This is a genomic window from Myxococcus sp. CA039A, assembly GCF_013336645.1.
Classification (GTDB): domain Bacteria; phylum Myxococcota; class Myxococcia; order Myxococcales; family Myxococcaceae; genus Myxococcus; species Myxococcus llanfairpwllgwyngyllgogerychwyrndrobwllllantysiliogogogochensis.
This window is the reverse complement of the sequence record NZ_JABUMQ010000142.1, coordinates 1-26,565: the sequence shown is the minus strand read 5'-3', so window position 1 is coordinate 26,565 and position 26,565 is coordinate 1. Positions and strand designations below refer to the sequence as shown.

The window sequence follows — 26,565 nt, the reverse complement described above, 5'->3', positions numbered from 1 at the left end:
GAGCATGCCCCGCCCTCCGCCGAGGGTGTCGCGGCGGGAGCGGGCGATTCGGCCCTGGAGCGGCAGAAGGAGCGCGCGCTGGATCGACTCATCGATATCGGCGACGACTTCACGAACGGGGAGCTGGCCAAGGCCTCGGAGAAGTTCGCGCTGGCCAAGAGCATGGGCCTGGACTCCGTCGAGCCGAAGCTCGCGGAGCTGGGAGGCAAGATTGAAGACGTGACGAAGCGGCTGTCACGGGCCCGCGCGCGCGAGGAACAGGGCAACTGCGAGGAGGCCATCAAGCTCTACGGGGCCGTGTCACGGGACTATCCGCGGCTCGCCGATGCACAGCGTGGCATGGCGCGGTGCCGCCAGATGTTGCCACCGGACGTCTCCGAGTAGCGGAAGGCGTCCCACCCAAGTCCGCTCACGCAAAGGCGTGGCCCGCGAGGGAGCCACGCATCGGAGCGGACCGGGGAGCGCCAGGTCAGCGCGCGGAGCAACGACTACTCAAGGCTACAGCCGGGGATGCAGTGACGCACGTTGATGAGCGTCCTCGTCCCCGAGATGTTCGACTGACAGGCCGCGTACTGCGTCGCCGGCTGACCGGGGAGACGCGTCGACCCGCACTTCAGGACGCAGGCCTGTACGTTCTCCACCCAGTAGATGAGCGTGTCGCCGCTCGCGCAGGACGGCGGGTAGCCGATGCCCTGCTCCACGCTGCTCACGGGGGCCTGCGTCTCGGGGGCGTCCGCCGTCGGCTCGCCTCCTCCGCAAGCCAGGAGGGACAGGGAGAAGCAGGCGGTCAGCGCGGCGAGGATTCGGGGGGCGTTCATGGGGGACTCCTGAGCCAGAGATGGAACTCCAGCATCATGCATAAGCCCTGACTTACGATGAAGTCCCTCCCACGTCCGAAATCTGCTGTCACATATGCCCGCTGTCTCAAGGCGCCCCCGAACGCCAGGGCGCCTCACCCGCCCGTGGTGGGCGCGGGTCTCGCGTCGTCGGACAGCCGGGCGTGGACCTGGGAGAGCAGTTCGTAGGAGCGCAGTCGCGCGGTGTGGTCGAAGATCTGCGCGGTGACCATGAGTTCGTCGGGCTGGGTTTCGGCGATGAAGGAGCGCAGTCCCTCTCCCACCTGCTCGGGGTCGCCGACGATGGAGCACGCGAGCATGGACTCGACCTCCGCCAGCTCATACTCGGTGATGCGCCCGTCCATCGTCTCCACGGGGGCTGGAAGCAGTCCCGGCCGGCCGCGCCGCAGGTTGACGAAGGCTTGCAGCAGCGACGTGAAGAGGCGCTGGGCCTGGGCCTCGGTGTCGGCGGCGAAGACGTTGATGCCGAGCATGGCGTAGGGCTTCTGGAGGACCTCGGACGGGCGGAACTGGCTGCGATACAGGCGCAGGGCGGTCATCATCTGCTGCGGCGCGAAGTGCGAGGCGAACGCGAAGGGCAGGCCCATGGCGGCGGCGAGCTGCGCGCTGAAGAGACTGGAGCCCAACAGCCACAGCGGCACCTTGAGGCCCATGCCCGGCACGGCGCGCACGGCCTGATGGGGCTCCGGCTCCTGGAAGTAGGCCTGCAGTTCGGCGACGTCCTGGGGAAACGCGTCGGAGGAGTCCACGCGGCTGCGCCGCAGGGCGGAGGCGGTGCGCTGGTCCGTTCCGGGAGCGCGGCCCAGGCCCAGGTCGATGCGACCGGGATACAGCGTCTCCAGCGTGCCGAACTGCTCGGCGATGACGAGCGGCGAGTGGTTGGGGAGCATGATGCCGCCCGCGCCCACGCGGATGGTGGAGGTGCCCTGCGCGACATGGCCGATGACGACGGCGGTGGCCGCGCTGGCGATGCCCGTCATGTTGTGGTGCTCGGCCAGCCAGAAGCGCTGATAGCCCCAGCGTTCCACATGGCGAGCCAGGTCCAGCGTGCAGCGCAGGGCGTCACCGGCGTCACTGCCCTGGCGGATGGGGGAGAGGTCGAGAACGGAGAAGGGAATCATCGAGGGACCCCAGGGCATGCACGCGGAACGGAGGACGGGCCCGTCCCGTCCCGGGCGGCACCACCCCCGGCGTCCCAGCGTTAACCGTGGGCCCCCGGGAGCGCACGGGAAACGCGGGAGGGCTCGGACGCTCCCTCGTCACCGGGCCGTGAAGCGGTGTGGCGCGAGGCCCGGTAGACTCCCGGCGCCATGCGCGAGGTCAGCCAGCGGGAGATGGTGGAGCAGCTCCGGTCCCTGGGCGTCCGCGAGGGAGGCGTGCTCCTGGTCCACACGTCCTTCAAGGCGGTGCGGCCCGTCGAGGGAGGCCCTCTCGGGTTGATTGGCGCCCTGCGCGCGGTGCTCGGGCGTGACGGCACCCTGGTCATGCCCACGATGACCGATGGCGAGACGGTGTTCGACCCCGCGTCCACGCCGACGACGGACATGGGCATCACCGCGGAGCTGTTCTGGCGACAGCCCGGAGTCTCACGAAGCACGCATCCGGGAGGCTCGTTCGCCGCCGAGGGCCCGCATGCGGCGGTCATCTGTCGGCCGCAACCGCTCTCCCCTCCGCACGGCCCCGACAGCCCGGTGGGCCGGGTTCACGACCTGGACGGACAGGTCCTCCTTCTCGGGGTGACGCAGGGGGAGAACACGACGCTGCATCTGGCGGAGTCCCTCGCGAAGGTGCCCTACTCCGTCTCCCATCCCTGTGTCGTCGAGGTCGATGGCGTGGCGCGCACGGTGATGATCGCCGAGACGGACCACTGCTGTCGGAACTTCCGGCTCGCCGACGACTGGCTTCGGGCCCGGGGCCTCCAGCGCGAGGGGAACGTCGGAAACGCCGACGCACGGCTGTTCGACGCGCGCTCTCTCGTGGACCTCGCTGTGGCCCACCTTGCCTCGGCGCCGCTCACCTTCCTCTGTCCTCCGGACGCCGGCTGCGAGGAATGCGACGTCGCCCGCACGAGCGTCACCGGCGTCGAGACCTGACCGCGCCGAGGAAGCGTCATCCGGCGAAAGGGTGGGTCCGACTCCGGGGCCGAACTGAGCACCGGAGATCAGCACGGGTGTTGCCGGCGCGACGGGCCCGAGGGCGTGCGCGAAATGCACGTGCCTCGCATGCGCGGCTTGCCTCAATAGCAGCGCGCCTTGAAGCGCGTCAGCATTGGGGGATGGGATGAACAAGACTCACGGGCATGTCGGCTGGGTATTCCTCGCCGCGGCCTTGGCCACATCGCAGGTGGCCTGCTCGAAAAGCAACAAGGACAACGGCGACCCGGTCAACCAGAACCAGACGAAGGACGGCCCGGTGGACCAGGGGCCCGACCTCCCCCGGCTGACGGGAGGAGACAAGACGCGGGGCGAGCAGGTGTTCCGCTTCGAGACCTTCGGCAACGAGGGCTTCTGGACGGACGCGGTGCGGCTGCCCACGGGCATCGTGGCCGCGAAGCTCACCCCCGTGCAGGCGCTTCAAGCGGGCCTGAGCGTCAACGTGGATGCGCTCGACGCGGCCACGAAGACCGCCGTGGCGAATGAGCTGGCCAGCCAAGGCACCAGCGGCCCCTTGCTCAATGACCCGGCCACCACCCTGCTGCTCATCAACGCCAACGCGGTGATTGGTGTCGTGGTCAAGGACACCAATGGCGACGGCAAGCGCGATGTCGCCAGCGGCGACAAGGTCGGCGTGAGCTGCGCGCTGTGCCATGCCATCACCGATGGCTCGGTGGTGAAGTCTCCGAACAACCTCGGAGGTGGCTCCATCGGCAAGCAGGTGGACGGGCCCACCCCGCACAACCTCAACGTCGGTGGCATCTTCGCGGTCGCCGCCAATACGCGCGCGCTCTACCCGCTGCTCCAGGTGAAGCTCGCCGCCAACGGCAACAAGTCCATTGGCCGGGCGCCGTCGGACCAGGGGCTCACGGAGACGTCCACGGAGGCGCAGGTCGACGCGCTCGTCGGCAACCCGGCCTTCTATCCGCTGGGCACGTTCGACGATGCCCCGGACGGCACGGGAGCGCAGCAGCACATCGCGGCCTTCTTCCGGACGGACCTGGCGGCGCCGTGGGGGACTCCCGGCGACATCGCTCGGCTCGAGAACTTCAACAACCTCGTCTACACCGTGCTGCTGGACCCGACGAGCCTGGTGACGCCGGATGGCCGCGCGTTCCTCCGGGCCCTGGGCGGCGTGGCCGCGGGCAGCGAGCTGGCGGACGACTACCTCACCATCCTCAAGGACACCCAGGTCAAGGGGAAGGGAGGCGTGGTGGGCGAGGGCTTCCCGTACATCACCGCGACGCAGGTCTCCGACAAGGCGGGAACGGAAGAGGCGCCCGTGGGCCTGCGCGTGAACGAGGACGCGCTGCGGGACTTGAATGCGTACACCGACAGCCTCGCCGCGCCCGCGCCGGGGACCTTTGACGCCACCCTGGCCGCGCGAGGCAAGGAGCAGTTCACCGCGCGCTGCACCAACTGCCACAACGTGGACCAGGGCAAGCGCGTCCCGTCCTTCATCGTGCCGATGAAGAGCATCTTCCCGGGCTACAACCCGACGGTGATTGCCCAGCGTCCGGAGGAAGCGGGCGTGCGACCCATCGCCTTCGCGCCCATCCAGGACGACCCGGCCAACATCTTCGACGACAAGACGGTGGTGGTGGAGGCCAGCCGCCGAGGAGAGCCGCGGGGCTCCGCCATGCCGCTCCTGCTCGACCTGGGGCGCAAGGACCGCTTCCTCCATGACAGCTCCGTGGTGGGGCTGGCGTCGCTGCTGGACCCGGCACGCGGAGACAAGGCGCCCCACGCCGTCTACGTCCCGGATGCGGCGCAGCGCGCGGAGTTGGTCGAGTTCCTGAAGAGCCTGTAGGCGCCAGGGAGCGGCCGGACGCCCCGCCACGTTCCTCCGACGGGGCCTCAGTCCTCTTCCATGTCCCGCTTCATCCTCGCCAGCAGGCTCACTGCCTCCATCGCATAGGGGGAGATCCACCGGTCGTGGATCTCCTTGAAGGGCGCGGCGTTGAGGTAGTTCCACCGCGTGCGGCCCTCCCGCACGGCGATGACCAGGCCCGCCCGCTCGAGAACTCCAAGGTGCTGCATCACCGTGCACCGGTCCAGGGACGCCGCGAAGTGCTCACACAGGTCACCCGTGGTCCGGGGCGCGGCCTTCAACAGGTCCAACATCGCCCGCCGCCGCGCGTCCGCCAGCGCCTTGAAAATTTGGTCGTCCCTGGCTTCGCTCGACATGTTATAGAAATATAACATGTATTGAAGTGGAACCCCAACGGGAGAATCCTCATGGAGCCGAAGTTCCAGGTGCAGTTGAAGATCCAGAAGCCGGTGGCCGAGGTCTTCGATGGTGTCGTCAACCCCAAGAAGTTGAGCGGGTACTTCGTGCAGGCGGCCAGTGCGCCCCTGGTGGAAGGCACGACGGTGAAGTGGCGGTTCGCGGAGGCCCCCGGCGAGAACGACGTCATCGTCCGCACGGTGGCCAGGGACGAGCGCATCGCCTTCGAGTGGGAAGCGGCGGGCGGTGGCTACAACACCCGCGTGGAGATGCTCTTCAAGCCCATCGATGAGCGGAGCACGTTGGTGCAGATCAGCGAGTCAGGCTGGAAGGAGGACGCCCGGGGAGTCGACGCGTCCTACGACAACTGTGGCGGCTGGATGCACATGATGACGTGTCTCAAGGCGTACCTCGAGTTCGGCATCAACCTGCGCGCGGGTGGCGCCTACTGAGGGAGCCCCCCGAGCTGCCCTCGACTCGGGCTACAGCGAGGGCAGCACCGGCGCGTCCTTGAGTCGGGGCGCGCGCAAATCCTTGGGTGACAGCAACGGCTCGGGCACCGGCCAGGGGATGGCGAGGTCCGGGTCGTTCCAGGCGATGCAGCGCTCCGTCTCCGGCGCGTAGAGCGTGGTGCACTTGTAATGGAAGTCGGCGGTGGCGCTCGTCACGCAGAAGCCGTGGGCGAAGCCCGGCGGAATCCAGAGCTGACGCCGGTTCTCCGCGGACAGCTCCACCGCCACCCACTGGCCGAATGTCGGCGAGCCGCGACGGACGTCGACGGCGACGTCGTACACGCTGCCCGCGAACACCTGCACCAGCTTCCCCTGCCCCTGCGGCTCCTGGAAGTGCAGCCCACGCAGCGTGCCCCGCGCCGAGCGCGAGTAGTTGTCCTGGACGAAGGGCCCGGGGATGCCGACGTCCGCGTAGCGCTTCTCGTGGAACAGCTCCATGAAGAAGCCCCGGTCGTCACCGAAGACCTTCGGCTCCACCAACAACAGCTCCGGAATCTCCAGCGGTGTCACCTTCATGACACCGCGCCCCGGTTCTCCGCGACGGACATCAGATATTGCCCGTACTCGTTCTTGAGCATCGGCTCCGCCAGCGTCACCAGTTGCTTCGCGTCGATGTAGCCCATCCGGTACGCAATCTCCTCCGGGCACGACACCTTGAGGCCCTGGCGCCGCTCGATGATCTCGATGAAGTTGGACGCCTCCATCAGCGAGCTGTGCGTCCCCGTGTCCAGCCACGCGTACCCGCGCCCCATCAGCTCCACGTTCAGCTGACCGCGACGCAGGTACTCCGCGTTCACGTCGGTGATCTCCAGCTCGCCCCGCTTGCTCGGCTTGAGCGCGGCGGCGATGTCGAGCACCTGGTTGTCGTAGAAGTACAGCCCGGTGACGGCGTAGTTCGACTTCGGCTTGAGCGGCTTCTCTTCCAGGCTCACCGCGCGGTTGCTCGCGTCCAGCTCCACCACGCCGTAGCGCTCCGGGTCCTTCACGTAATAGCCGAACACGGTGGCGCCCGCCGCGCGCCGCGCCGCTCCGCGCACCAGGCTGCTCAGCCCGTGCCCGTAGAAGATGTTGTCGCCCAGGATGAGTGACACGGGGTCCTTGCCCACGAAGTCACGGCCGATGATGAAGGCCTGCGCCAGGCCCTCCGGGCGGGGCTGCTCCGCGTACTCGAAGCGCATCCCCCACTGCGTGCCGTCCGACAGCAGCTCCCGGAAGCGCGGCAGGTCCTGCGGCGTGGAGATGATGAGCACGTCGCGGATGCCCGCCAGCATCAGCGTGCTGAGCGGGTAGTAGATCATCGGCTTGTCGTGCACCGGCAACAGCTGCTTGCTGACCACCCGGGTCAGTGGGTACAGCCGCGTGCCCGAGCCGCCGGCGAGGATGATGCCCTTCATGTCCACCTCTCGAAGTCAGTGCCCGCGCGCGGCCTTCCACGTCGCGTGGAAGCGCGCCAGCGATTCGGCCAGTTCCAGGGGTTTCGCCGCCAGCTCGCCACGGACCTTGTCCGTCTTGAGCCCGCCCTTCAGCGGACGGGGACTGGGCAGCTTCAGCTCCGCCATGCGCGTGGGGACGATGAGCTTCGCGTCGAACCCGAACACCTCGCACAGTGCCCGGCCGTAGGCCACGCGGTCCACGACGGTGCCGCCGCAGGTGTTCCACACGCCACCGAGCTTGCGCTCGCCCAGCTCCACCAGCATCGCCGCCACGTTGTCCGCCAGACTGGGCGAGACGACCTGGTCCTCGAACAGCCGCGCGGGCTGCCCCTTCTCCAGGGTCATCACCAGCCACGCGCCGAAGTTGAGCCGCCCCTCCACCGGAGGCCAGCCGTACACCACCGCCGTCCGGGCAATGGCGCAGCCGGGCGCGAGCACCCGAGCCGCCTGTTCGCCCATGTGCTTCGTCACCGCGTAGACGCCGCGCGGGTTGGGGATGGAGGCTTCGTCGTAGGGGCCCGCGTCACCGTCGAAGACGTAGTCCGTGGACACGTGCACCAGGTGCGCCCCGGCCTTGCGTGCCCCGCGAGCCACCGCCGCCGTCCCGTTCACGTTGCCCGCGTAGGCCGCCTCCGGGTCCTTCTCGCAGGCGTCCACTTCCGTCATGGAGGCGCAGTGGATGACCACTTCGGGCGCGGCGGCTTCCATCGCCGCGGCGACCTCCGCCTCGCGCGTCAGGTCCACCGACACGTAGCCGTACTCGCCGCCCGTGCGCCGGGGGCCTCGGCCGAAGCCCACCACCGTGTGTCCCCGCTGCTCCAGCAGCACACAGGCGCGGCTTCCCACCAGTCCGTTGGAGCCCGTGACGAGCACGCGCATGTCACGCCCTCCCTTGGAGACGACCGCGGTACTGCGTCTCGAAGTACTGCCGATACGCGCCGCTCATCACCCGCTCCCACCACGCGGGGTGGTCCACGTACCAGCGCACCGTCTCCGCCAGGCCCTGCTCGAAGGTGTGCGCGGGCGTCCAGCCCAGCTCCGCGCGAATCTTCGACGGGTCGATGGCATAGCGCCGGTCATGCCCCGGCCGGTCCTTCACGTACTGGATGAGCGACTCCGGCTTGCCCACCAGCCCGAGGATGGCCTTCACGATGTCGATGTTGCGCCGCTCCGCCCCGCCGCCGATGTTGTACACCTCGCCCGCGCGGCCCTGCTCCAGCGCGCGCAGCAACGCCTGGCAGTGGTCCTCCACGTGCAGCCAGTCGCGCACGTTCGCGCCGTCGCCATACACGGGCAGCGGCTTGTCATGCAGCGCGTTGACCACCATGAGCGGAATCAACTTCTCCGGGAACTGGTAGCGCCCGTAGTTGTTCGAGCACCGCGTCACGACGACGTCCATTCCGAACGTGTGGTGGTACGCGAGCGCCACCAGGTCCGAGCTCGTCTTGCTGGCCGAGTACGGGCTGGAGGGCTGGAGCGGCGAGGACTCGGTGAAGGCGCCCGTGGGCCCCAGCGAACCGTAGACCTCGTCGGTGGAGACCATGAGGAAGCGCTTCACGCCCCGCGCGCGGCAGGCCTCCAGCAACCGCTGGGTGCCCAGCACGTTGGTGGTGATGAACACCTCCGGCCCCAGGATGGAGCGGTCCACGTGGCTCTCCGCGGCAAGGTGCAGCACGGCGTCGATGGCGTGCGTGGAGAGCAGCTCCTCCATCTGCGCGCGGTCGCCGATGTCGCCCCGGACGAAGACATGGCGGGGGTCGCCCTCGAGGTCCGACAGATTCTCCAGGTTGCCCGCGTACGTGAGCAGGTCGAGGTTGACCACCGTCCACTCGGGTCGCTCGCGTCGCAGGTACCTCACGAGGTTGGAGCCGATGAAGCCACACCCTCCTGTCACCAATACGTTCATGTGCCGCGGGCCTCGAGTGCTCAGAGAGGGTGCCTGCGTATCGGAGGGGTCGTCGACGGTCAAGGCGCCAGGGGCCTCGGGCTTGTGTGCTCCCCCTCGCGGCGCTAAGGGAGCCGGGCGTGAACGCATCCAGACGCAGCTCCCCCACGTCGGGTCCCCGGGAAGTCCATCAGCTCCTGCCACGACTCGCGTGGGGAGACGCGGTGGGCAACCAGGTGCGTTACCTCCAGGGCCTCTTGCGCAGCTGGGGCTTCGCCTCGGAAATCTACGCCGAGGACTGGGATGACGCCTGCAAGGACCAGGTCCGGCACGTCCGCGAGTACGCGAAGCATGCCCGCCCGGACTCCGTGCTGCTGGTGCATCACAGCTTCCAGTCGCGGCTCGTGCCGCTCATCGTCCGAGCGCCTGGTCGCAAGGTGCTCGTGTACCACAACGTGACGCCTGCCCGGCTGTTCGAGGGGTTCGAGCGCAAGGTGGCCGCCGCATGTGACGCGGCCCGGGACGAGCTGCTCGAGCTGCGCCCCCATATCGAGCGGGCGTTCGCCTACTCGCGCTTCAGCGCCGAGGAGCTGGTGGCGGCGGGTTACGCGTCGGTGTCGACGCTGCCGTTCGCCATCGACTGGAGTGCGTTCGACGCGGAGCCGGACCCCGCGCTGCTCGCGGAGCTGAGCGACGGTTTCGCCAACGTCCTCTTCGTCGGGCGGGCGGTGCCCAGCAAGAAGGTGGATGACGTGCTGCGCGTCTTCACCGCGTACCAGCGGCTGTACCAGCCGCGCAGCCGGCTCGTCGTCGCTGGGTATCTGCATCGGGATGGCGCCTATGGCGCGTACCTGCACGGGCTCAAGGAAGTGCTCGGCGCGGAGCGTGTCCTCTTCCTGGGCCGGGTGAGCGCGGCGCAGCTCTCCGCGTGTTTCGCCACCGCGTCGGCGTATCTCTCCATGAGCCGGCACGAGGGCTTCGGAGTGCCCTTGCTGGAGGCGATGTACCGGAACGTGCCCGTCGTCGCCTATGGCGCGGCGGCTGTCCCGGAGACCCTGGGGGGAGCAGGGCTCGCGACGCTGTCGGATGACCCGGCGGAGGTGGCGGAGCTGCTCGCGGTGCTGGACCGGAGCCCCGGGCTGCGAGCGCAGGTGCTCGAAGCACAGCGAGCACGGCTCCAGGTCCTCTCGCAAGCGCGCGTGGCCGAGCAGGTGCGTGAGGCCTTCGACGCGATGCTGACGTCGAGCGTGACGGAGGCGCCCTCCTCCGTGGCGGCTCGCGAGTCGACAACCGTGGAGCTGGTGTGCCCTGGGTACACCGTGCGACCCGACGACGTGGCGTCGCGCGTGGCGCGTCACCTGGCGGAGAGGCTGCCTGGGGCGAGAGTCCTCGCGCTCCGACCTCGTGGTGCCGAGGCCTCGCTGGAGGTCGCTCCCGAGCAGGTGGAGGGCGTGTCCGTGCGGTACTTCACGCCGGACCAGCCCGTGGGACGAGGGCCTGGAGCGTTGCCCGGCTCGTCGTCGCTGGAGACCGCGGTGCGCGTGTCTTCGGAGGCGGTCATCTTGCTGGGGGTGGATTCTCTCTCGGCCCAGGCGCTCATGCCTCACGTGGGAGCGAGGGCCCTGGGGACGTATACGGCCGAGCATCCGTCGACGGTGGTGGAGTTCGCGCGCCGCCACCTGGGTGACCGGCTGGTGATGATGGAGCCGTCGCGCCCCGAGGAGACAGTCATGACGCTGTTGGAAGGATTCAACTCCGTTCGAGGTGATGCGCGTGCGCGCTGAGGACCTGTTGACCCGTATCCCCTCGCCCGAAGCCGTGGCGAAGGAGACCCAGAAGCTGCCGGAGCCCTCCGCCGAAGCGCGCGCGTCACTGCGCCAGACGCTGGAGGCATCCGCGCGTCCCGCCACTCCCACGCCCTGGCCCGCGCTGCTCCAGGAGGCGCGCGGGAAGATGGACAGCCGCTATGCCGGTCCGGTGACGTCACATCGGGGTGGCTTGTCGGGCCCGGCGCTCGTGCTCGCGAAGAAAGCCTTCCGGCTCGTCTTCCAGCCATTCATCAACGAGGCGCTCCGCAAGCAGGTGGAGTTCAACGAGTCCATCCTCGATGCGCTCGCGACCATCCATGACGTCCAGCGCGAGCACGCGCGCACGCAGGCCACCTGGCGGCAAGACGTGGAGCGGCGACTCGCGCGCATCGAGGATGCGGCACGGAGCCGCGCCTCTCATGAGGCCGCTGGCGGGGTGACTTCCGAGCCGTCGACCACGGAGCGCACGGAGCAGCAGTCGTCCGCACCGACGACGGACGGCGAGGCCGCATCTCCTCCGCACGCCTCGCGGGAGACGGTGAGCGCAGAGACCAGGTCGTCCTCGCCGACGACGTATGGCGAGGCCGCATCCCCTCCTCGCGCCTCACGGGAGACGGACAGCACAGACTCATCGTCACGGGCCGCGCGACGACAAGGCGCCAACAACGAGTCTCCCGAGCGCCCCCCTCGTCCGTCGGGTGGCCCCTCTCGTCGCCGCTCTGGTCGGCGCTAGCCTTTCCCCTCGAGGTCTTCGTGCGCATCTGCCTGGTCTCTAGAGAACTCTCTCCCTTTCTCGGGGGCGATATCGGCACGTATGCGTCGCTGATGAGCCGCGCGTTCGTCGAGGCGGGCCATGAGGTGCACGTCCTCACCGCGCCTCATGCGGGCCTCGAACGCGCCGACACGCTGTTGCCCGGCGTCCACGTGCACGCCGTTCGCTCGGAGATGGACTCGGCCTTCGCGGGCGCCTTCCCCTTCGCTCCGATGCGCCACGCCATGGATGTCTATTCATCCCTGCGCGAGCTGCATGCACGCCACGCCTTCGACTTCATCGAGTTCCCCGAGCGTGACTTCGAGGGCTACTTCGCGCTGAGGGCCCGGCGCACGCTGGGACACTTCGCCTCCGCCGTGCTCGCCGTGCGCCTGCACACGCCCACCCGCGAGCTTCGGGCTCTCAACGGCATCTCCCCGTTGGATCTGGACCTGGCCCGGTGGGAGTACATGGAGGACACCTCCGTCCGCGAGGCGGACCTGGTCCTGTCTCCCACGCACGCCCTGCTTGACAAGGTGCGTTCGCGGCTGAAGCTGGAGACCCGAGGCGTCGTCGTTCCCCATCCCTTCCCTCACGACGCCTCGACGCGCTCCGCACACGCGGAGAAAGGCCGACCACAGGTTCTGTACTTCGGCCCGCTGGAGCACCGGAAGGGCGTCCATCTCCTCGTCGACGCGATGCAGGCGCTCTTCGAGCGAGGCGTCAACGCGACGCTCCTCCTCATCGGAGAGGACACTCCGACGGGGCCGGCCGGGCGTTCCATGCGCGCCTCGCTGGAGCGCCGGATTGCTCCCGCGTGGCACGAGCGCATCCAGTTCGAACTCGCGCGCTCCACTCCCGGGCTTGCCGTCGCCCTCGCTGACGCCTCCGTGTGTTGCTTCCCCTCGCTGTGGGAGAACTTCCCCCACCGCTGCCTGGAGGCCATGTCCGCCGGCGCGCTCGTCGTAGGCAGCAACGCGGGAGGCATGGCGGAGCTCATCGAGGACGAGCGCAGTGGACTGCTCTTCCGCACGGGGGATGTGGCCCACCTGGCGGCCACGCTGGAGAAGGCGCTGACCCTCCCCGCCCTGCGCGAGACGGTGCGCCGCGAGGCCCCTGCCCGTGTCGCCAATTACTGCGCCCCCGCGAGCATCGTGAAGCAGGTGGAAGCCGCCGTGGAGTCCGTGGCGGACGTGCGCCACTGCGTGCTCCCCAAGCGTCGCACGCCGAGGTCGGACACCCCGCTCGTGTCGGTGCTGGTGCCCTACTTCAACATGGGGCACTACCTGCCGGAGACCCTGCGCTCCATTCGCGCGCAGACCTTCACCGACTACGAGATTGTCCTCGTGGACGACGGCTCCACCGAAGCGGAGAGCATCGAACTGCTCGAGCGGGTCCAGGCCCCGGACCTGCGCATCGTCCGCCAGCGCAACGGCGGGCTGAGCGCGGCACGCAACACCGGGCTGAAGCATGCCCGAGGGCACTACATCCTCCCGCTGGACCCAGACGACCTCATCGCCCCGACGTTCCTGGAGAAGACCGTCGCGGTGATGGAGGGCACGCCAGGGCTGGGCTACGCCACGTCCCTGGTGAACTACTTCGTCGACGACGCCACCCGCGTGACGGGCGGCTGGGTGCCGTGGGGCATGGAGCGCGACGCGCTCTGGGTGGCCAACGTGGCCTCCACGTGTACCGCGCTGATGGAGCGCCGACGCGTCGAGGAAGTCGGCGGCTACGACGAGTGGTTCACCGGGTTCGAGGACTGGGACGTCTTCTGCTCGCTCGCGGAGCGCGGGCTCGAAGGCTCCGTCATCCCCGAGAGCCTGTTCTCCTACCGCGTGCGGATGGACTCGATGACGCGGACCTCGCTCGTCTCCGAGCGAGACGGGCTGCTGGCCCACCTGAACCAGAAGCATCCAGGACTCGCGCTTCATCCCGAGCGCGCGCTTCGCATCCTCCGAGGCGAGGCTCGCAAGCAAGAGGCCCGGCTCCTCGCCCAGGCCGCGGCGGCCATTCCCCGGCCCTTGCTCACCCGGGTCGTCGACCGGCTCAACGGCACGCTCAAGCGCATGGACTTCGTCCACCACACGCTGCGCGGTGCCGTCTCATGGGTGGTGGGCGCGGAGGGCGACTCACGGCCCCTGCGTCACCAGCTCGCGGACCGACTCAGCGGCAAGTCACGACCCGACCGCTGAGCCCGTGGCACCGCCGTGGTGCCCGACTGGACGTCTTCCTTCACGCGAGCAACGCGCGGTGGCTCAGCGCCGCCCCATGCCCAGCTTGCTGGTGGTCTTCATCACCTGCTTCATCGTCGGGTGGACCACCGGCATCGCCTTGAGCGTCCGGTTGAGCAGGTCCACCAGTGCGTAGCGCGTGGGGCGTGCCTCCGCGCCTTCCGGCGTCAGCCCACTGGCCGCGAGCTTGAGGAGCCGGTGCATCATCGGAAGGCGCTTCAGCGTGGAGTTGAGGGTGTCCACCACGCCATAGCGCAGCGGAACCTCCCCACCCGCCGCCACGGACGTGGGCTCCGCGGGCGCCGTACGGGCCCCGTTGGGAGGCGTGGCCAGGAGCAGGAAGGCCGCCAGCTGGACTCCAGCGGGAAGCGGGCGAGAGAGGTTCTGGTGGAGCTGGAAGAGCAGCTCCTGATGCCGGCGCGGATTGACGCCGGAGATCATCGACCCCTTGCGCCGCCGGTAGTGGAAGTGGAGCGCATTGGTGACGAGGAAGCGGTGCCCCGCATGCGCCAGGCGCAGGTAGAGGTCCCAGTCCTCGTAGCTCGTCATCTCCTCGTTGTAGCGAAGGGTCTCGAACAGCGAGCGGCGCATGAGCGACGTGGCACAGGACAGCCGATTGGCCACCATGCCCAGCGATGGACAGTCGCCAATGAAGAGGGCGTAGTCGATGAAGCGCCGCTGCGCCCGCCCCTCGTCGGAGTCGAAGTAGCCCGTGGACGGCACCACCACGTCGAACTCCCGGTGGCGCTCCAGCGCCTCCACCGCCAGGCGGATGAAGGTGGGGCTGATGCAGTCGTCCGCGTCCAGCGGGAGGATGTAGTCCCCCGTCGCCGCGCGCAGGCCGATGTTGCGCGAGGCCGGCAGGCCCCTGTTGACGGGATTGCGGATGAGCTTCACGCCGCTGGAGCCAGACTGGGTGGCCTCCTCGATGCGGCCAAGCACTTCGTGGTCGAACGCGCCCGTCGAGGCGTCATCCACGATGATGACTTCAATCTCCGGGTAGTTGCTGTCCGCGATGCTCGCCAACGTCTCCGGGAGGAAGCGACCCAGGTTGTGGTTGGTGATGAGCACGCTGACACGAGGAAGGTCGGCGTCCGGGTCCGGCCGGGACAGGGCGGGCTCCGCCCTGGGGGTCTCCCAGTACGGAGGTACCGCCGTCCACTCCACCGGCAGCAGGGCCGGGGCACGCCACGCCCGCTCCAGGGCCTCCACGAGCCCATCCACCGAGCCGCCGTACGTGTAGCAATTCACCCCATCGATGAAGGGGCTTCCTGGCGCGAATGCGACACACGCACCATTGAGCACCAGCGTGGCGCCCGCGCTGGAGGCCTCGTAAGCGGTGAGGTTGAGCGACTCGTAGTCCGAAGAAATGACGACGATGCCGTGCCGCATCAGGGCGTCGCGGTCCTTGCTCGGCCCGGTGAACAGGAAGCGGGAGCGCAGGTCCTCCGGAATCAGCGCCTGGACATAGGCGAGATACGCCGAGTTGGCCGTATGACAGGCCAGGACGGCCTTCCCCCGGTACTCCGGGAAGCGACGCATGAACCCGGCCGCGCCCCGGACGAACACATCGGTGCGCTTGATGTTCTGAATCTTGGTGACGAAGAGCAGGTCCGGCTCGCCCTCTCCTCGCGGCGGCACCGGGTCCGCCTTTGGAGCCACGGGCGGAAACTCCCGCACGACCTTGTCCAGCCACGAGTCAGGGAAGCCGTAGAACGAGCAGTTGAGCTCGGCGACGCCAGGGATGTGGGCGATGACAAGGTCCGCGTCGAGCAGCGCCTTGCGCTCCAGCTCGAACTGACCCATGTGCTCCCAGCCCAGCAACTGGCGTTCGAAAGGCGCCAGCATCCCGCCCGTCGAGTGCAGCCGCACCACCACCTGCGCGCCCTCCAGGCCACAGCCGAGCAGCTTCTCCTGGATGGCACAGAAGGCCCAGCCTCGGTAGTCCGGGAACTCGATGACGTCGAAGCGAGTTCCTTCCTCCTCCAGCCTGCGCAGCTCGAGCAGCAGCTCCATCGACTGGGCGTGGCAAACCGTGTCGGTGAACGCCCCGGGCGGAGGATAGACACCCCCCTCGTCGAAGCTCGTGTCCCACTCGCTGCGGGCCGGAGCGACGTGCGCCTTCACCTTGCCCAGGAAGTGGCGCTCCACCTCGCGCGGATTCACCGTCGTGCGCGCCGGGAACAGCAGGTGGAGCTCCAAGTCCAGTTCACGACGAAGCGAGTCCTCGACGAGGTTGTGAAGGACACGGCCGATGCCGCCCGCGGTGAACGGATACATCTCGTCCGTGACGAGGCAAACGCGACGCAGACTCATGACTGAACGAACTCCTCCAGGACCTTGACCGCTTCGACCGTGAGGGCCCGCTCGTAGTCCACCATCATCTGCGTGAGTTCCTCGGGCGAGCGCTCGCGCAGGGCCAGCATCCGCTCGATGGCCGCGGCCACGACCTCCACGGAGTCCACGCCGGAAATCTGCGCGAGCCGCTGGTAGGGGTGAGCATCCAGCGCGCCCAGGCTGAGCGCCCCATACACACACGGAACGCGCAACGCGAGCGCCTCCAGTCCCGTCATGGGCTGGCACTCCGACAGGGAGGCATTGAGGACGATGTCACAGCGGCGAACCAGCTCGAACAGCTCGGTGCGGCTGGGGCGCGCGACGTGATGGATGCGCCGCGTGCTCTTCATGACGTCCGGCAGCCGGTAGTTCGCCGTGACGTAGATGTCGTCGATACGAGAGGACGACTGGCAGGCGAAGAGGTTGGTGAAGAAGTTCTTCCGCCAGTCGTTGGGCGTCGGGATGAGCGCGGCGCGCGTGAGGCGACGAGTCGCTGGGCTGCGTTCGGCCTCCGGCAACGTGGGCGGAAGGTTGAGCACCGTCTTCGGGAAGACCTCCGGGGCCAGCAGGTGCATACCCGGCTTGACGGTCGCCAGCGCGTTGATGACGCCCCGGCGCCGCAGGTCGATGAGCTGCGCGAAGCAGTCGAGTTCGAACGAGTAGTGGAACTGCGCCGACGAGCCATGCCACAGCGCGAGGATTCGCACCGACGAGCCCAGCGCCCGGCGCAGCAGCACCACGAGGTCGCGGGCGTTGGAGGAGTAGCCGTGGAGGATGATCTGGCTGCACCCGCTGCGCTCGACAAGTTCGATGGCGGCACGCAACTCGCGCTCGTCCAACACACGGTCGGACGCGATGGCCAGCTTCTGGCCCGGCAGGTATCCGGCGGCGGCGCGGATGCCGTGCCAGTCCTGATGAAAGACATGCATCAACTTCCTGAACTGGGGCAGGTCGGCGGACCAGCGGGTGTCCAGCGCGGCGTTGAGGATGAAGCCAGGGACCGACGAGGTCGCCGGCACATGCGGGGCCGGTGCGTCCGGAAACGGCGCTCGTGAGGCTCGCAGGCGGGCCAGGTCATCCGACAGCGCCTGAAGCCGCTGGCGGCGCTCGAAGCGCTCGGACTCCACCGCCAGGCGCTCGGTCAGCTCCGCCACCCGCGCCTCGCTGTTCGCGGCGGGCGTCGACAGGGACTTGCTGGCCCTGCCCGCCCACTCCAGCAACCGGGGCATGGCGCGCGCGTGCAGCGCTTCCAACGTCAGCGGCTGGGACTCATCGCGCGGGGCCTCGGGGCCCACGAGCTGGAAGTAGCGCCGGCCATGGCCCGGCTGGCGCTTGAGGACATAGACGTCCTGGTGGTCCACGAGACCCGGCCCGTGGTGCAAATCCCACCCTTCCGGGAGCAGGTCCGCGAAGGCGTGGTGCCAGGAGCCCGGATGACACGAGGGGTCCCACACGCTGGTGGGCATCAGCGGGTTCTCCACCAGCACCAGCATGCCGCCGGGCAGCACCATCTGCCCCATGGTCTCCAGCAGCGCGGGGATGCGCTCGCTCGGGTTGTGCACGAGCGTGGAGACGGAGAAGACGAGGTCGAACCGCCGTCCCCCCACCGCGATGAGCGGGTCGTCCCCGCAGAAGATGCGCTCCTCGACGGGGCGCAGCGAGGCGGGCGGCTCCAGACGCAGCGGCTCCGTCATGGACTCCGAGATGTCGTACCCGTGGTAGCGCACCTGGGAGAGCTGGGAGAGGGAGGTCGCGTGCCGGCCGAAGCCACAGCCAAACTCCAACACGGACAGTGCGCGGTCCAACCGGCGCTGTTCGGAGCGGATGAGCGCGGTCAGCAGACGTTCCTGCTGACCGTACGCGAGGTGCCCCTGCCCTTCGCGGACCCTCACCAGTTCCCGATAGGAGTGGCCGTTGGTCGTCTTCCAGAAATGGAGACTGTCGCGCATCTGGGCCACGTCCCCATTCGGGCCCTCGCTCTTGATGTCTTTGTACATGTGCCGATGTGGAGTTACGCCGCCTGCATGAACCGAAGGAGGGTTGCCAGCGGAGTTCCCGCAGCAGCGCAACCATTCCCATGCCTGGCGGCAGTCAGGCAAGAGACGCGCTGAAAGTGAAGGGTAAAAGCGACCGGGGAGGACCCCGGACGCATTGGAGTTTTCTTCATTCTCGGCTATCCGCCCGGCCTCTCACCAGCCAGGCGGGCCCAGAGTGACCTCTTTCACTCGGCGGCCGAGCGGGCCGGGCCGACTTCCAGCCCCAGCAGATGCTCCATCATCTGGTCCACCTGCTGCTCCCACGTCGTGCGCCGCACGCGCTCGGCGGCGCGACTCCCGAGCCGGACGCGCAGGTCCCCGTCCATCACCGCCGTCCGCAGGCGCGCCAGCACCGAGCCCGGCGTCGGAGCGGCCAGCAGGCAGTTGCTCCCGTCCTCCAGCAGCCAGTGGTTGGCGCGGTTGTCGTTCGTCACCACCGTCATCCCGCACGCCATCATCTCCAGCGGCAGGTAGGACGGGTGCCGGGTGAACATGAAGCACAGCCCCACGTCACACTCTCGGTAGAGCGCCGCCGTACGCTCCGCGGGGAGCACGCCCAGATTTGTCACCAGGCCACGAACGCCATACGACTCCGGGTGCCACTCAGCTCCAGCTGTAACAATATCAACCGCCGGGCCCAGCTCGCGCTTGAGTCGTGTCAGCGCCGCGAGCCCCAGCTCGAAGCCGTTTCGCTCGTTGCCCGGACGTCCGTAGAAGAAGACACGCACGGGCCCCCGACGCGCGGGGCGCCGGTCATGAAAGAGCGCGCCATCCACCGCGGGCTCGAAGGCGAAGCCGTCCATGCCGTGCAGCGCCCGCACCGTGTCGCGCAGGCCCGGGGTGTTGAAGATGCCCTGGAAGCCCAGCTGGTACGTCTGCTCCGCCAGCGCGGACTGGGTGCCCGCCGCGAAGAACATGGGCTCGTAGTCCTGGACGAAGTACGTGCGCACACCCGCGCGTGGGTGACGCAGCACCTGGTAAACGGACGTCCAGTAGGTCGCGATGGCCATATCGCACGCGGGGAGCTGGTCCAGGTCCGCCGCGCCGGAGAGGACGCGGAAGGCGCCCGCCGCCTCCGGGAACACGGTGGCCGCGCGCGCCTCGAAGTCACCGGGGCTGGCCCCGGGCTTGTCGTACACGATGAAGTCGCTGCGCACACCGTGGCGGCGGTGCATCAGTTCCGCGAAGCGGAACAACGTGTGGATGCCCGCGTAGACGTGGCCGAAGGCGGGGATGAACCAGGACGCCGTGCGCACCTTGCCGCGTGAGCGCAGTGCGGCCAGCGCCGCCGGGGCTGTCGCGCGCGACTCCTCCGCCTGCTCCGGCGTGAAGTCCAGCTCCCCCAGGTGCTCCACGAGGTGGCGCTGCGCGAGGGCCCGCGCCTCCATCGCCGCGTCCTGGGCGCTGGGCACGTCATGGGTCAGCGTGCGCAGGGCCAGCGTTTCACCCGTCTCCGCGTGCTGGCGCAGCGTGCAGTCGGTGCCGAGCAGCGAGAGGTTGGGGTTGTAGAAGGGGTCGCCCTTCTCGCCCAGCCAGGGGCGATAGGAGACATAGGAGCGCCAGTAGTCGGACTCCGGGACGGCATCCGCGCGACGACTGGCGGACTCGTGGTGGATGAGCCGCGCGTGCGGCGTGTACACCACCCGGAGCCCGCGCTGGTTCAGCCGCAGGCCGATGTCCACGTCGCTGCCACACACCTGGAAGCGCTCGTCGAAGCCCTCCAGTCCCTCGAAGACGTCTCGCCGGAAGATGACGCAGGCGCTGGTGACGGACAGCCAGTTGCGCGTCCAGTCGGTGTGGCCAAAGGGCGTGGAGATGGGGCCGTCCGGCAGGCGCCAGAAGGGATGCCCCGCCATGCCGGTGATGCCCACCACCGCCCCCGCGTGTTGCACCGTCCCCTCGGGGAAGAGCAGCTTGCACCCCACCGCGCCCACCTCCGGCCGCTGGGCCTGCGACACCAGCTCCTCCAGCCAGCCGGGGTCCACCACCTCCATGTCGTTGTTGAGGAAGAGGAGCAGCTCGCCGGTGGCCTGTTTCGCCGCCCAGTTGTTGATGGCGGGATAGTTGAAGGGGAAGTCCCACGTCAGCTTCACCAGCCGGGGGTCCGTGAGCCGCTCCAGCAACGCGAAGGTCTCCGGCTTCGTGCTGTTGTTGGAGACCAGCAGCACCTCGAAGTAGGGATACGTGGTGCGCGAGAGCAGCCCCGGCACCAGCAACTCCAGCAGGTCCGGCCGGTCCTTGAACGGGACGATGATGGAGACCTTGGGCGTGCCCCTCACCGGGTAGCGCACCCGGTACTGGGCGGGCGCGGGGCTCGTCACCTCGGCCGACTCCGAGCGACGCTCCAGGTGCTCCCGCAGTGCCCGCTCCCCCGCGTCCGTCACCTGGGCCAGCCCCACCGCTTCGCCGGAGGAGGACAGCGGCCGGGAGCGACCGTGGTAGAGCACCTTCGCCACGTGGCCGATACCGCTCGTGGCCTCGCTCAACCGCAGCATCAGGTCGAAGTCCCACGAGTCGTCGAACCCCTCGCGCACGCCCCCCACCGCCTCCAGCAGACTCTTGCGCGCGACGAGGAAGTGGCGGACGTAGTTCACCGAGCGCAGCAGGTCGGGAGACCAGTCCGGCTTGAAGAAGGGAGAAGTGCGCCGCCCTTCCGTGTCCAGTCCGTCCTCGTCGCTGTAGACGACGCCGAGCGAGGGCTCCGCCGAGGTGGCCAACACCACCTCCGCCAACGCGTGCGGCGCCAACATGGCGTCGGGGTCCAGGAAGCCCACCCACTCGCCCGTCGCCACGGCCAGTCCCGCGTTCGTCGCCCGGGCCGGGCCCCCGTCGCGCTCCAGCGAGACGACCTGGATGCGCGCGTCCTGGGCCGCCGCCTCGCGCAACATCGCCGCGACATGAGGGGCCGTGCTGGCGTCATCCACCAGCACCCATTCCCAGTCGGGATACACCTGCGCCCGCACGGAGTCCGCGCACTCGCGGAAGACGGACTCGGGCGTGTCGGATACGGGAGTGATGAGCGACACCCGAGGCCGCGCCGTCAGTGACGAGAGGGCCTCGCGCGCCGCGCCGATATCCGCCGGCTCCCGACGAGCACACCAGCCTTCATAGTCGCCGAGTTCCGGTGGCCGGGGAGGAGGCGTGCGCGTCCCCAACACCCCCGCCAGCGCCAGCACCGCCTGCTCGTTGAAGCGAGTCTGTCGACGCAACAGCTCGGTCCACAGGGGAGCTCCCGCGCGCAGCGTCCGGGACATCGCCTCCGGCCGCAGCGGGTCATTGCGCTCGCACAGGCTCGCCACCCACTTCGCGCCCGTGGCCTCGTCCGGAGCCCGGGGCCCGGATGCGGCGACGACGGCCTCCACCATGGCCGCGTTCCATTCCGCCTGGCCTCGCAGCAACCCCTCCAACAGGGAGCCCGCCGCGGAGAGATAGGAGCGCTTGGCGGCCTGCACCAGAGAGCCTAGCGCGCCGGCCCGGTGTGAGCGCTGCACCTTCCAGCGCGTCGGGTCGGCCTTGGGCTCGAGCTGCGCGCGCGCCCACGCCGACAGGTCCTCGCCGAGCCCCAGGGCGCGGTGCACCGTCAGGTACTCCAGCACCCGCACCACGGCCTTGTTGAAGTCCGCTTGCGGGCGGAGCGACTCGACGTGGAAGGGCTGCAGTCCCTCGATGAAGGCGCGCTTGGTGGCAGTCACCACCTTGCCCAGGCGGGCGGCGCGGTGCGACTCCGGCACCGCGAACTCGTGGGGCACCGCCCACCGCGCGGCCTCCTGGAGCGGCGACAGCGCATGCGCGCCCTCTGGACGCGCGCGATGGAGGTGCTCGGTGAGCAGCCGCAGCGCGCCCTCCAGTGCCGCCACTTCCTCACAGGCCTCGGGCAGGCAGGGGCGGCGCGAGTCCAGCAGCGCGCGCACCACCGCGACCATCCGAGCCAGGTCCCCCGCACCCGGCGCCGCATCGGGCGCCCCCGTGTCACCGGCGAGCTTCTCCAGCACTGTCTTCACCGCCGTACCTTCTCTCTCGTTCGCGTGCCGGCCTTACGGATACGCCCCCTCGCGACGCGAGCCCACCCGCCCCACTCAGGGATGACCCACGCCCGCGAGCGCGGGTACCACTGACACCGGGACGGACTCCACCACCCAGTGATGCACGGGGCGGAACACCCCGCGCTCCGCCACGGAGGAGTTCACCACGAAGGTGCAGGTCTCCCGGGACACACCCCCGGCCGTGCGCGCCGTCACCTCGCACACATAGGTCCCCGCCAGGAGCCCCAGGCGCTCCAGCACGAAGCGCACCCGCCCCGAGGCTGGCAGTTCCTTGGGCAACGACACCGACTCCACCCGGGTGCTCGTCTCGTAGAGCGGGCGCCCCTCCAGCGTCTGGAGCGCCACCTCGAACACCAGGTCCTCGTACGAACCCTGCGTCGTGAAGTCCACGCAGACCTCCACGGCGGCCTCGGGCGACAGCTGCGGGGCCACCTCCCCCGAGGGGCTCAACAACCGCAGGCCGGACAGGCGCACGGGCGCGTCCGCGCCGGGCACGTTCACCTGGGGCAGCGCGCCGCCGCCCTCGGTCAGCGCCGGGGGCGTGAAGACCACCGACTGGGCCTCGGCCAGGGCGATGGCCTGCTTGTACTCGGCGACGACCTCCGAGGGACGACCCACGCGGCGGATGTAGCCACCGTCAATCCACGCGGCCTCGTCACACCAGCGCTCCACGGTGCTCAAGTCGTGGGTGACCAGGACGATGGTCTTCCCGCGCTTCTTGAACTCCGTCATCTTCGCCATGCTCTTCTTGCTGAAGTGCTCGTCGCCCACGGCGAGAATCTCGTCGACGATGAGGATGTCCGGGTCCACGTGCGTGGCCACCGCGAACGCCAGCCGCATGTACATGCCGCTGGAGTACGTCCGCACCGGCTCGTCGATGAACTCACCCAGCTCGCTGAAGGCGATGATGTCATCCATCCGCTCGCGCACTTCCGCGCGCGACATGCCGAGGATGATGCCGTTGATGAGGATGTTCTCCCGGCCGGAGAAGTCCGGGTGGAACCCCGCGCCCAGGTCCAGCAGCGCGGAGATGCGGCCGTTGATCTCCATGACCCCGGAGGTCGGCGTGTAGATGCCGGTGATGAGCTTGAGCAGGGTGCTCTTGCCGGAGCCGTTACGGCCGATGATGGCGACCGTCTTGCCGCGAGGGATGCTCAGGTTGATGCCGCGCAGGGCGGTGATGAGACCACCCTCTCGGGGCTGGCGCTGGCCGCGCAACCAGCGCAGCAGCTCGGACTTGAAGGTCGTGTACTCGCCCCGGATGGTCCTCTTCCGGAAGCTCTTCACGACATCGCGCAAGACAATGGCGTCGAGGGGTTCCTGCATGGCGACGGCTCAGATGGACTCCGCGAACTCCTCGCGGCGGGATTCGAAGAGGATCGAGGCGCCCCAGAGCAGCGCCAGCGAGAAGAGGGCCAGTGCCGCCAGGGGCAGGGGGTCCGGCAACCGGTGCTCGTAGAAGATGGCCTGGTAGGAGAGCATCAGGCTGGACATCGGGTTCACCACCAGCACCGCCGTGCGGACCCTCTCGTCGAGGATGGTGGAGGCCTGGTAGAGCACCGGCGTGGTGAAGAACCACATCGTCAGGATGTTGCCGACGATGTGCTGCAAATCCCGGAACGTGACGTTGATGGCGGCCAGGATGTACGTCATCGCCAGCGTGAAGATGAGCTGGATGAGGACCACCACCGGGAAGGCGATGACGTGCCAGGTGGGGACCTGGCCGTGGAACAAGCCCAGCCCCACCATCAGTGGCAGCGACAGCAGGTAGTTGCTGAGGTTCGTCAGCACCACCGTCGTGGGCAGCACCTGCGCCGGGAAGCGCACCTTCGTCATCAGGTCGCGCCGGTCACTGATGGCGCTCGCCCCCGCGCCCAGCGACGAGGAGAACCAGATCCACGGCAGGAGCCCCACGAACATGAAGTACGAGTAGTTCGGGGTGCTCGCCCGCATCACCACGGTGAACAGCAGCGCGTACACCAGCATGTGCAGCGTGGGATTCAGGAACGTCCAGAGGAAGCCCAGAAACGAGCCGCGATAACGCGCCTTGAGCTCCCGCTGGACGAGGCTGAGCAGCAGGCCCCGGTATTGGTACAGTTCTCGGACGAGGCGAATCATGAGGGGGCCCTTCTATAGCAGGGCCCGGGTGGGAGCGAGGCCGGCAGATGGCCCCGCACGCATCACCACCATGACGCAACAGGGCCGTCCGCCCACCGCTCGGGCAGGCCCACCACGCGCGCCAGCACTCCCATCCCCCAGGGCAAGGAAGCGTTGTCCCAGACGCGCCGCCATGCGGGGTCGCCGAGGACAAGACAGTCATGCGTGTGATTGAGCCAAAACAAAAAGGCCCCCTGGTTTCCCAGGGGGCCTTCGTATTGGAGCGGGAAAAGGGATTTGAACCCTCGACCCTCGCCTTGGCAAGGCGATGCTCTACCGCTGAGCTATTCCCGCATCAGGTACTGCGACTTCCCTCTCGTCCGCGCCCCGCGTCGGCGCCGCGTCCGAAGTGAGGTGGGGTATACAGAGGCCCTCCGAACACGTCAAACACTTTTCGCAGCCGACGTTTCATCCCCTCGCTTCGCAAGCATGGCGAGGAACGCGCGGAAGTAGACGACGGCGCTCCAGACCGAGAACGCGCCAGACAAGTAGACGAGCACCTTGCCCACGAGGTTGTAGTCCACCGGCGTGCTGAACGAGCCGAGCGTCAGCGGGTGCACGTAGTGAACGCAGAGTGAAATGATGCCCACGAGCTGGAGGGACGTCTTCCACTTCCCCTCCTGGCCGGCGGCGATGACCATGCCCTCGCTCGCGGCGATGGTGCGCAGACCGCTGACGATGAGCTCGCGCGCGAGCAGGACGATGACGACCCACGCGGCGATGCGCCCCAGCCGCACCATCATCACCAGCGCGGCCATGGCGATGAGCTTGTCGGCCAGCGGGTCCATGAACTTGCCGACGACGGTGATGAGGTTCCACTTGCGCGCCAGGTAGCCGTCCACCACGTCGGTGATGGAGGCGACGGCGAAGACCAGGCCCGCGAAGAGGGAGTTGAGCGGGTCCGCGTCGTAGAGGAACCAGACGAACGGAGGGATGAGGAGGATGCGTCCCAACGTGAGCATGTTGGGGAGGTTCCAGAACTCCTGCACCAGCACGCTGGGCTTGCGCTCCGCGCGCCGGCGCGCCCGCTCCTCCCGCTTGCGCTGCTTCCGGGTCGCTCGGTCCGTGGCCATGGCGCGCTCTTCTAGCGAACCCCGAGGGCGATGAGGGCAAAACCTTCGCCCCCCAGCTCCACCGCAGTGCGCAGCGACTCGCCGGCGGGGGACTTGAGCAGGGGCACGACCCGGGGCGTCAGGTTGCCCTGCCAGCCCACCAGGTGCGTCAGGGGCACCGTCACCGGCGCATCCGGGCGCACCTGCACCGAGCGCAGCGGCCCCGGCAGGCTGAGCAGCACCTGTCCCTGCCCGCGCAGGTGGACCAGGTCCAGGTCCGGGGCGATGTCCGACGGCACCCGGCCATTCTCGAACATCACCGGCTCCTCGAAGGCGAAGACGTTCTCGTCCCGGAAGTAGGCCGAGTCCTCGCCCAGGTCCACCACGAGGAAGGTGCGGCGCTCGGCGGGCTCCAGGTGGAGCACCCCGTGCCCCTTCGCCCGGACCATCCGCGACGGCCCTTCGCCAAAGGGCTTGTCCGTTGCCCGTCCCCGGAAGCGCTTCATCTCCGGCTGGAACGCCAACTGCCCCCGCAGCGCCACCACGCCATCCAACCGGGTCAACAGCTCCCCGTCCACCGCCACGCTGAAGCGCCCCTCGCCCAACACGAAGGGACGCCCTCCCCGCTCGTCATCCAGGGACAGCGAGGGCGCCAGCTCCGACAGCAGTGGCGCCGTGGACACCAGGGTCCCCGTCGCCCCCGGGGCGCTCGCGCCGGACACGCCCCGCCGAGGCGCGGCGGCGGCCTTCTCCGTCAGAGCGGCATCCGCGCCGCGCGCGGCGACCTTGGTGAGCTGCAGCTTCGTGAGGGGCACCGGCGTCGGCACGGTGGCCACATCCCGGGGCGCCTCGTCGCCGTTCGGAGTCGGAGCGGTGGCGGCGGGAGTCTCCTCCTCCAGGTCCACCGTCTCCTCGGGCGCGGCCGTGAGCACCGGACCGCCCTCGCCGTCGCTGTCGCTCAGCGCGCTCGGGCCCTCGTCCTCCGCGAAGCGGATCTCCTCATCCCTCGGCGCGGCGTCCACCGCGGGAGGCGGCGGAGCCACCTCGCGAGCGGGTGGAGGCACGGGGACCGGCGGGGGC

At 69.0% G+C, this 26,565-nt stretch carries 20 protein-coding genes, 1 tRNA gene and 1 pseudogene; 7 read left to right on the top strand and 15 right to left on the bottom strand.

Annotated elements, in window-relative coordinates; genetic code table 11:
- Window positions 1-384 (top strand): annotated as a pseudogene (locus HR086_RS23560) (serine/threonine protein kinase); the annotation flags it as partial.
- Window positions 385-488: 104 nt separating this feature from the next.
- Here HR086_RS23560 and HR086_RS23555 read toward each other — a convergent pair.
- Together HR086_RS23555 and HR086_RS23550 are read right to left on the bottom strand one after the other, a co-directional pair.
- A complete protein-coding gene (locus tag HR086_RS23555) occupies window positions 489-818 on the bottom strand; it encodes a hypothetical protein (RefSeq protein ID WP_141646881.1) in 330 nt (109 codons plus the stop codon).
- A gap of 134 nt (window positions 819-952) precedes the next feature.
- Window positions 953-1,978: an LLM class flavin-dependent oxidoreductase gene (locus HR086_RS23550; protein WP_141646891.1), complete on the bottom strand. Its 1,026-nt coding sequence runs from the start codon at window positions 1,976-1,978 to the stop codon at window positions 953-955.
- A gap of 189 nt (window positions 1,979-2,167) precedes the next feature.
- On the opposite strand from HR086_RS23550, the gene HR086_RS23545 reads away from it, so the two are divergent.
- Window positions 2,168-2,950 carry an AAC(3) family N-acetyltransferase gene (locus tag HR086_RS23545; RefSeq protein WP_174466712.1) on the top strand — a complete coding sequence of 261 codons (783 nt, stop codon included), beginning with the start codon at window positions 2,168-2,170 and terminating at the stop codon, window positions 2,948-2,950.
- A 187-nt stretch (window positions 2,951-3,137) separates the two neighbouring features.
- Complete coding sequence (locus HR086_RS23540; protein WP_217441922.1) at window positions 3,138-4,820, top strand: hypothetical protein; 1,683 nt, start codon at window positions 3,138-3,140, stop codon at window positions 4,818-4,820.
- 47 nt (window positions 4,821-4,867) lie between these two features.
- On the opposite strand, the gene HR086_RS23535 is transcribed toward HR086_RS23540, so the two are convergent.
- The gene (locus HR086_RS23535; RefSeq protein ID WP_141646883.1) at window positions 4,868-5,197 is read right to left on the bottom strand and encodes a helix-turn-helix transcriptional regulator; all 330 of its coding nucleotides are present in this window, start codon (window positions 5,195-5,197) and stop codon (window positions 4,868-4,870) included.
- Window positions 5,198-5,248: 51 nt separating this feature from the next.
- Between HR086_RS23535 and HR086_RS23530 the strand changes: the two genes are divergently transcribed.
- Complete coding sequence (locus tag HR086_RS23530; RefSeq protein WP_174466711.1) at window positions 5,249-5,689, top strand: SRPBCC domain-containing protein; 441 nt, start codon at window positions 5,249-5,251, stop codon at window positions 5,687-5,689.
- A gap of 30 nt (window positions 5,690-5,719) precedes the next feature.
- On the opposite strand, the gene rfbC is transcribed toward HR086_RS23530, so the two are convergent.
- The 4 genes from rfbC to rfbB are packed head-to-tail and all read right to left on the bottom strand — an operon-like array spanning window position 5,720 to window position 9,088.
- A complete protein-coding gene (gene rfbC, locus HR086_RS23525) occupies window positions 5,720-6,265 on the bottom strand; it encodes a dTDP-4-dehydrorhamnose 3,5-epimerase (protein ID WP_174455822.1) in 546 nt (181 codons plus the stop codon).
- Entirely contained in the window at window positions 6,262-7,143 is an 882-nt protein-coding gene (gene rfbA, locus HR086_RS23520) for a glucose-1-phosphate thymidylyltransferase RfbA (RefSeq protein WP_174455823.1), read from the bottom strand. The genes rfbC and rfbA overlap by 4 nt, the downstream gene beginning before the upstream one ends.
- A 15-nt stretch (window positions 7,144-7,158) precedes the next feature.
- Window positions 7,159-8,061: an SDR family oxidoreductase gene (locus tag HR086_RS23515; RefSeq protein WP_174463456.1), complete on the bottom strand. Its 903-nt coding sequence runs from the start codon at window positions 8,059-8,061 to the stop codon at window positions 7,159-7,161.
- A 1-nt stretch (window position 8,062) separates the two neighbouring features.
- Window positions 8,063-9,088 (bottom strand): dTDP-glucose 4,6-dehydratase, encoded by a 1,026-nt coding sequence (rfbB, locus tag HR086_RS23510; RefSeq protein ID WP_174455825.1) that lies wholly within the window; start codon window positions 9,086-9,088, stop codon window positions 8,063-8,065.
- Between the two features lie 119 nt (window positions 9,089-9,207).
- On the opposite strand from rfbB, the gene HR086_RS23505 reads away from it, so the two are divergent.
- Genes HR086_RS23505 through HR086_RS23495 form a run of 3 tightly spaced genes read left to right on the top strand, consistent with a single transcriptional unit; the run spans window position 9,208 to window position 13,821 of the window.
- Window positions 9,208-10,851: a glycosyltransferase gene (locus HR086_RS23505; RefSeq protein ID WP_373564351.1), complete on the top strand. Its 1,644-nt coding sequence runs from the start codon at window positions 9,208-9,210 to the stop codon at window positions 10,849-10,851.
- The gene (locus HR086_RS48640; protein WP_254626442.1) at window positions 10,841-11,608 is read left to right on the top strand and encodes a hypothetical protein; all 768 of its coding nucleotides are present in this window, start codon (window positions 10,841-10,843) and stop codon (window positions 11,606-11,608) included. The genes HR086_RS23505 and HR086_RS48640 overlap by 11 nt, the downstream gene beginning before the upstream one ends.
- Before the next feature lie 20 nt (window positions 11,609-11,628).
- Window positions 11,629-13,821 (top strand): glycosyltransferase, encoded by a 2,193-nt coding sequence (locus HR086_RS23495; RefSeq protein WP_174466710.1) that lies wholly within the window; start codon window positions 11,629-11,631, stop codon window positions 13,819-13,821.
- A gap of 63 nt (window positions 13,822-13,884) precedes the next feature.
- Here HR086_RS23495 and HR086_RS23490 read toward each other — a convergent pair whose 3' ends face one another.
- The 8 genes from HR086_RS23490 to HR086_RS23455 all read right to left on the bottom strand — a co-directional run.
- Complete coding sequence (locus tag HR086_RS23490; RefSeq protein ID WP_174463453.1) at window positions 13,885-16,176, bottom strand: glycosyltransferase; 2,292 nt, start codon at window positions 16,174-16,176, stop codon at window positions 13,885-13,887.
- Complete coding sequence (locus HR086_RS23485; RefSeq protein ID WP_174463452.1) at window positions 16,173-18,194, bottom strand: methyltransferase domain-containing protein; 2,022 nt, start codon at window positions 18,192-18,194, stop codon at window positions 16,173-16,175. Before HR086_RS23485 ends, HR086_RS23490 begins: the two co-directional genes overlap by 4 nt.
- Before the next feature lie 224 nt (window positions 18,195-18,418).
- Window positions 18,419-22,234: a glycosyltransferase gene (locus HR086_RS23480; protein ID WP_373564350.1), complete on the bottom strand. Its 3,816-nt coding sequence runs from the start codon at window positions 22,232-22,234 to the stop codon at window positions 18,419-18,421.
- 75 nt (window positions 22,235-22,309) lie between these two features.
- Complete coding sequence (locus HR086_RS23475; RefSeq protein WP_141648700.1) at window positions 22,310-23,602, bottom strand: ABC transporter ATP-binding protein; 1,293 nt, start codon at window positions 23,600-23,602, stop codon at window positions 22,310-22,312.
- A 9-nt stretch (window positions 23,603-23,611) separates the two neighbouring features.
- Window positions 23,612-24,394: an ABC transporter permease gene (locus HR086_RS23470; protein WP_141648699.1), complete on the bottom strand. Its 783-nt coding sequence runs from the start codon at window positions 24,392-24,394 to the stop codon at window positions 23,612-23,614.
- A gap of 258 nt (window positions 24,395-24,652) precedes the next feature.
- Window positions 24,653-24,727 (bottom strand) — tRNA-Gly (locus HR086_RS23465).
- Window positions 24,728-24,816: 89 nt separating this feature from the next.
- Entirely contained in the window at window positions 24,817-25,506 is a 690-nt protein-coding gene (gene pgsA, locus HR086_RS23460) for a CDP-diacylglycerol--glycerol-3-phosphate 3-phosphatidyltransferase (RefSeq protein WP_141648698.1), read from the bottom strand.
- An 11-nt stretch (window positions 25,507-25,517) separates the two neighbouring features.
- Window positions 25,518-26,565 (bottom strand): AIM24 family protein (locus HR086_RS23455; protein WP_174466709.1); only part of this gene is annotated, 1,048 nt, incomplete at its 5' end.

Coding starts and splice junctions, on each gene's coding strand:
- HR086_RS23555 (WP_141646881.1), bottom strand. CDS start 818: ATGAACGCCCCCCGAATCCTCGCCGCGCTGACCGCCTGCTTCTCCCTG.
- HR086_RS23530 (WP_174466711.1), top strand. CDS start 5,249: ATGGAGCCGAAGTTCCAGGTGCAGTTGAAGATCCAGAAGCCGGTGGCC.
- HR086_RS23490 (WP_174463453.1), bottom strand. CDS start 16,176: ATGAGTCTGCGTCGCGTTTGCCTCGTCACGGACGAGATGTATCCGTTC.
- HR086_RS23470 (WP_141648699.1), bottom strand. CDS start 24,394: ATGATTCGCCTCGTCCGAGAACTGTACCAATACCGGGGCCTGCTGCTC.
- HR086_RS23550 (WP_141646891.1), bottom strand. CDS start 1,978: ATGATTCCCTTCTCCGTTCTCGACCTCTCCCCCATCCGCCAGGGCAGT.
- HR086_RS23545 (WP_174466712.1), top strand. CDS start 2,168: ATGCGCGAGGTCAGCCAGCGGGAGATGGTGGAGCAGCTCCGGTCCCTG.
- rfbC (WP_174455822.1), bottom strand. CDS start 6,265: ATGAAGGTGACACCGCTGGAGATTCCGGAGCTGTTGTTGGTGGAGCCG.
- HR086_RS23475 (WP_141648700.1), bottom strand. CDS start 23,602: ATGCAGGAACCCCTCGACGCCATTGTCTTGCGCGATGTCGTGAAGAGC.
- rfbB (WP_174455825.1), bottom strand. CDS start 9,088: ATGAACGTATTGGTGACAGGAGGGTGTGGCTTCATCGGCTCCAACCTC.
- pgsA (WP_141648698.1), bottom strand. CDS start 25,506: ATGGCCACGGACCGAGCGACCCGGAAGCAGCGCAAGCGGGAGGAGCGG.
- HR086_RS23485 (WP_174463452.1), bottom strand. CDS start 18,194: ATGTACAAAGACATCAAGAGCGAGGGCCCGAATGGGGACGTGGCCCAG.
- HR086_RS23515 (WP_174463456.1), bottom strand. CDS start 8,061: ATGCGCGTGCTCGTCACGGGCTCCAACGGACTGGTGGGAAGCCGCGCC.
- HR086_RS23535 (WP_141646883.1), bottom strand. CDS start 5,197: ATGTCGAGCGAAGCCAGGGACGACCAAATTTTCAAGGCGCTGGCGGAC.
- rfbA (WP_174455823.1), bottom strand. CDS start 7,143: ATGAAGGGCATCATCCTCGCCGGCGGCTCGGGCACGCGGCTGTACCCA.
- HR086_RS23540 (WP_217441922.1), top strand. CDS start 3,138: ATGAACAAGACTCACGGGCATGTCGGCTGGGTATTCCTCGCCGCGGCC.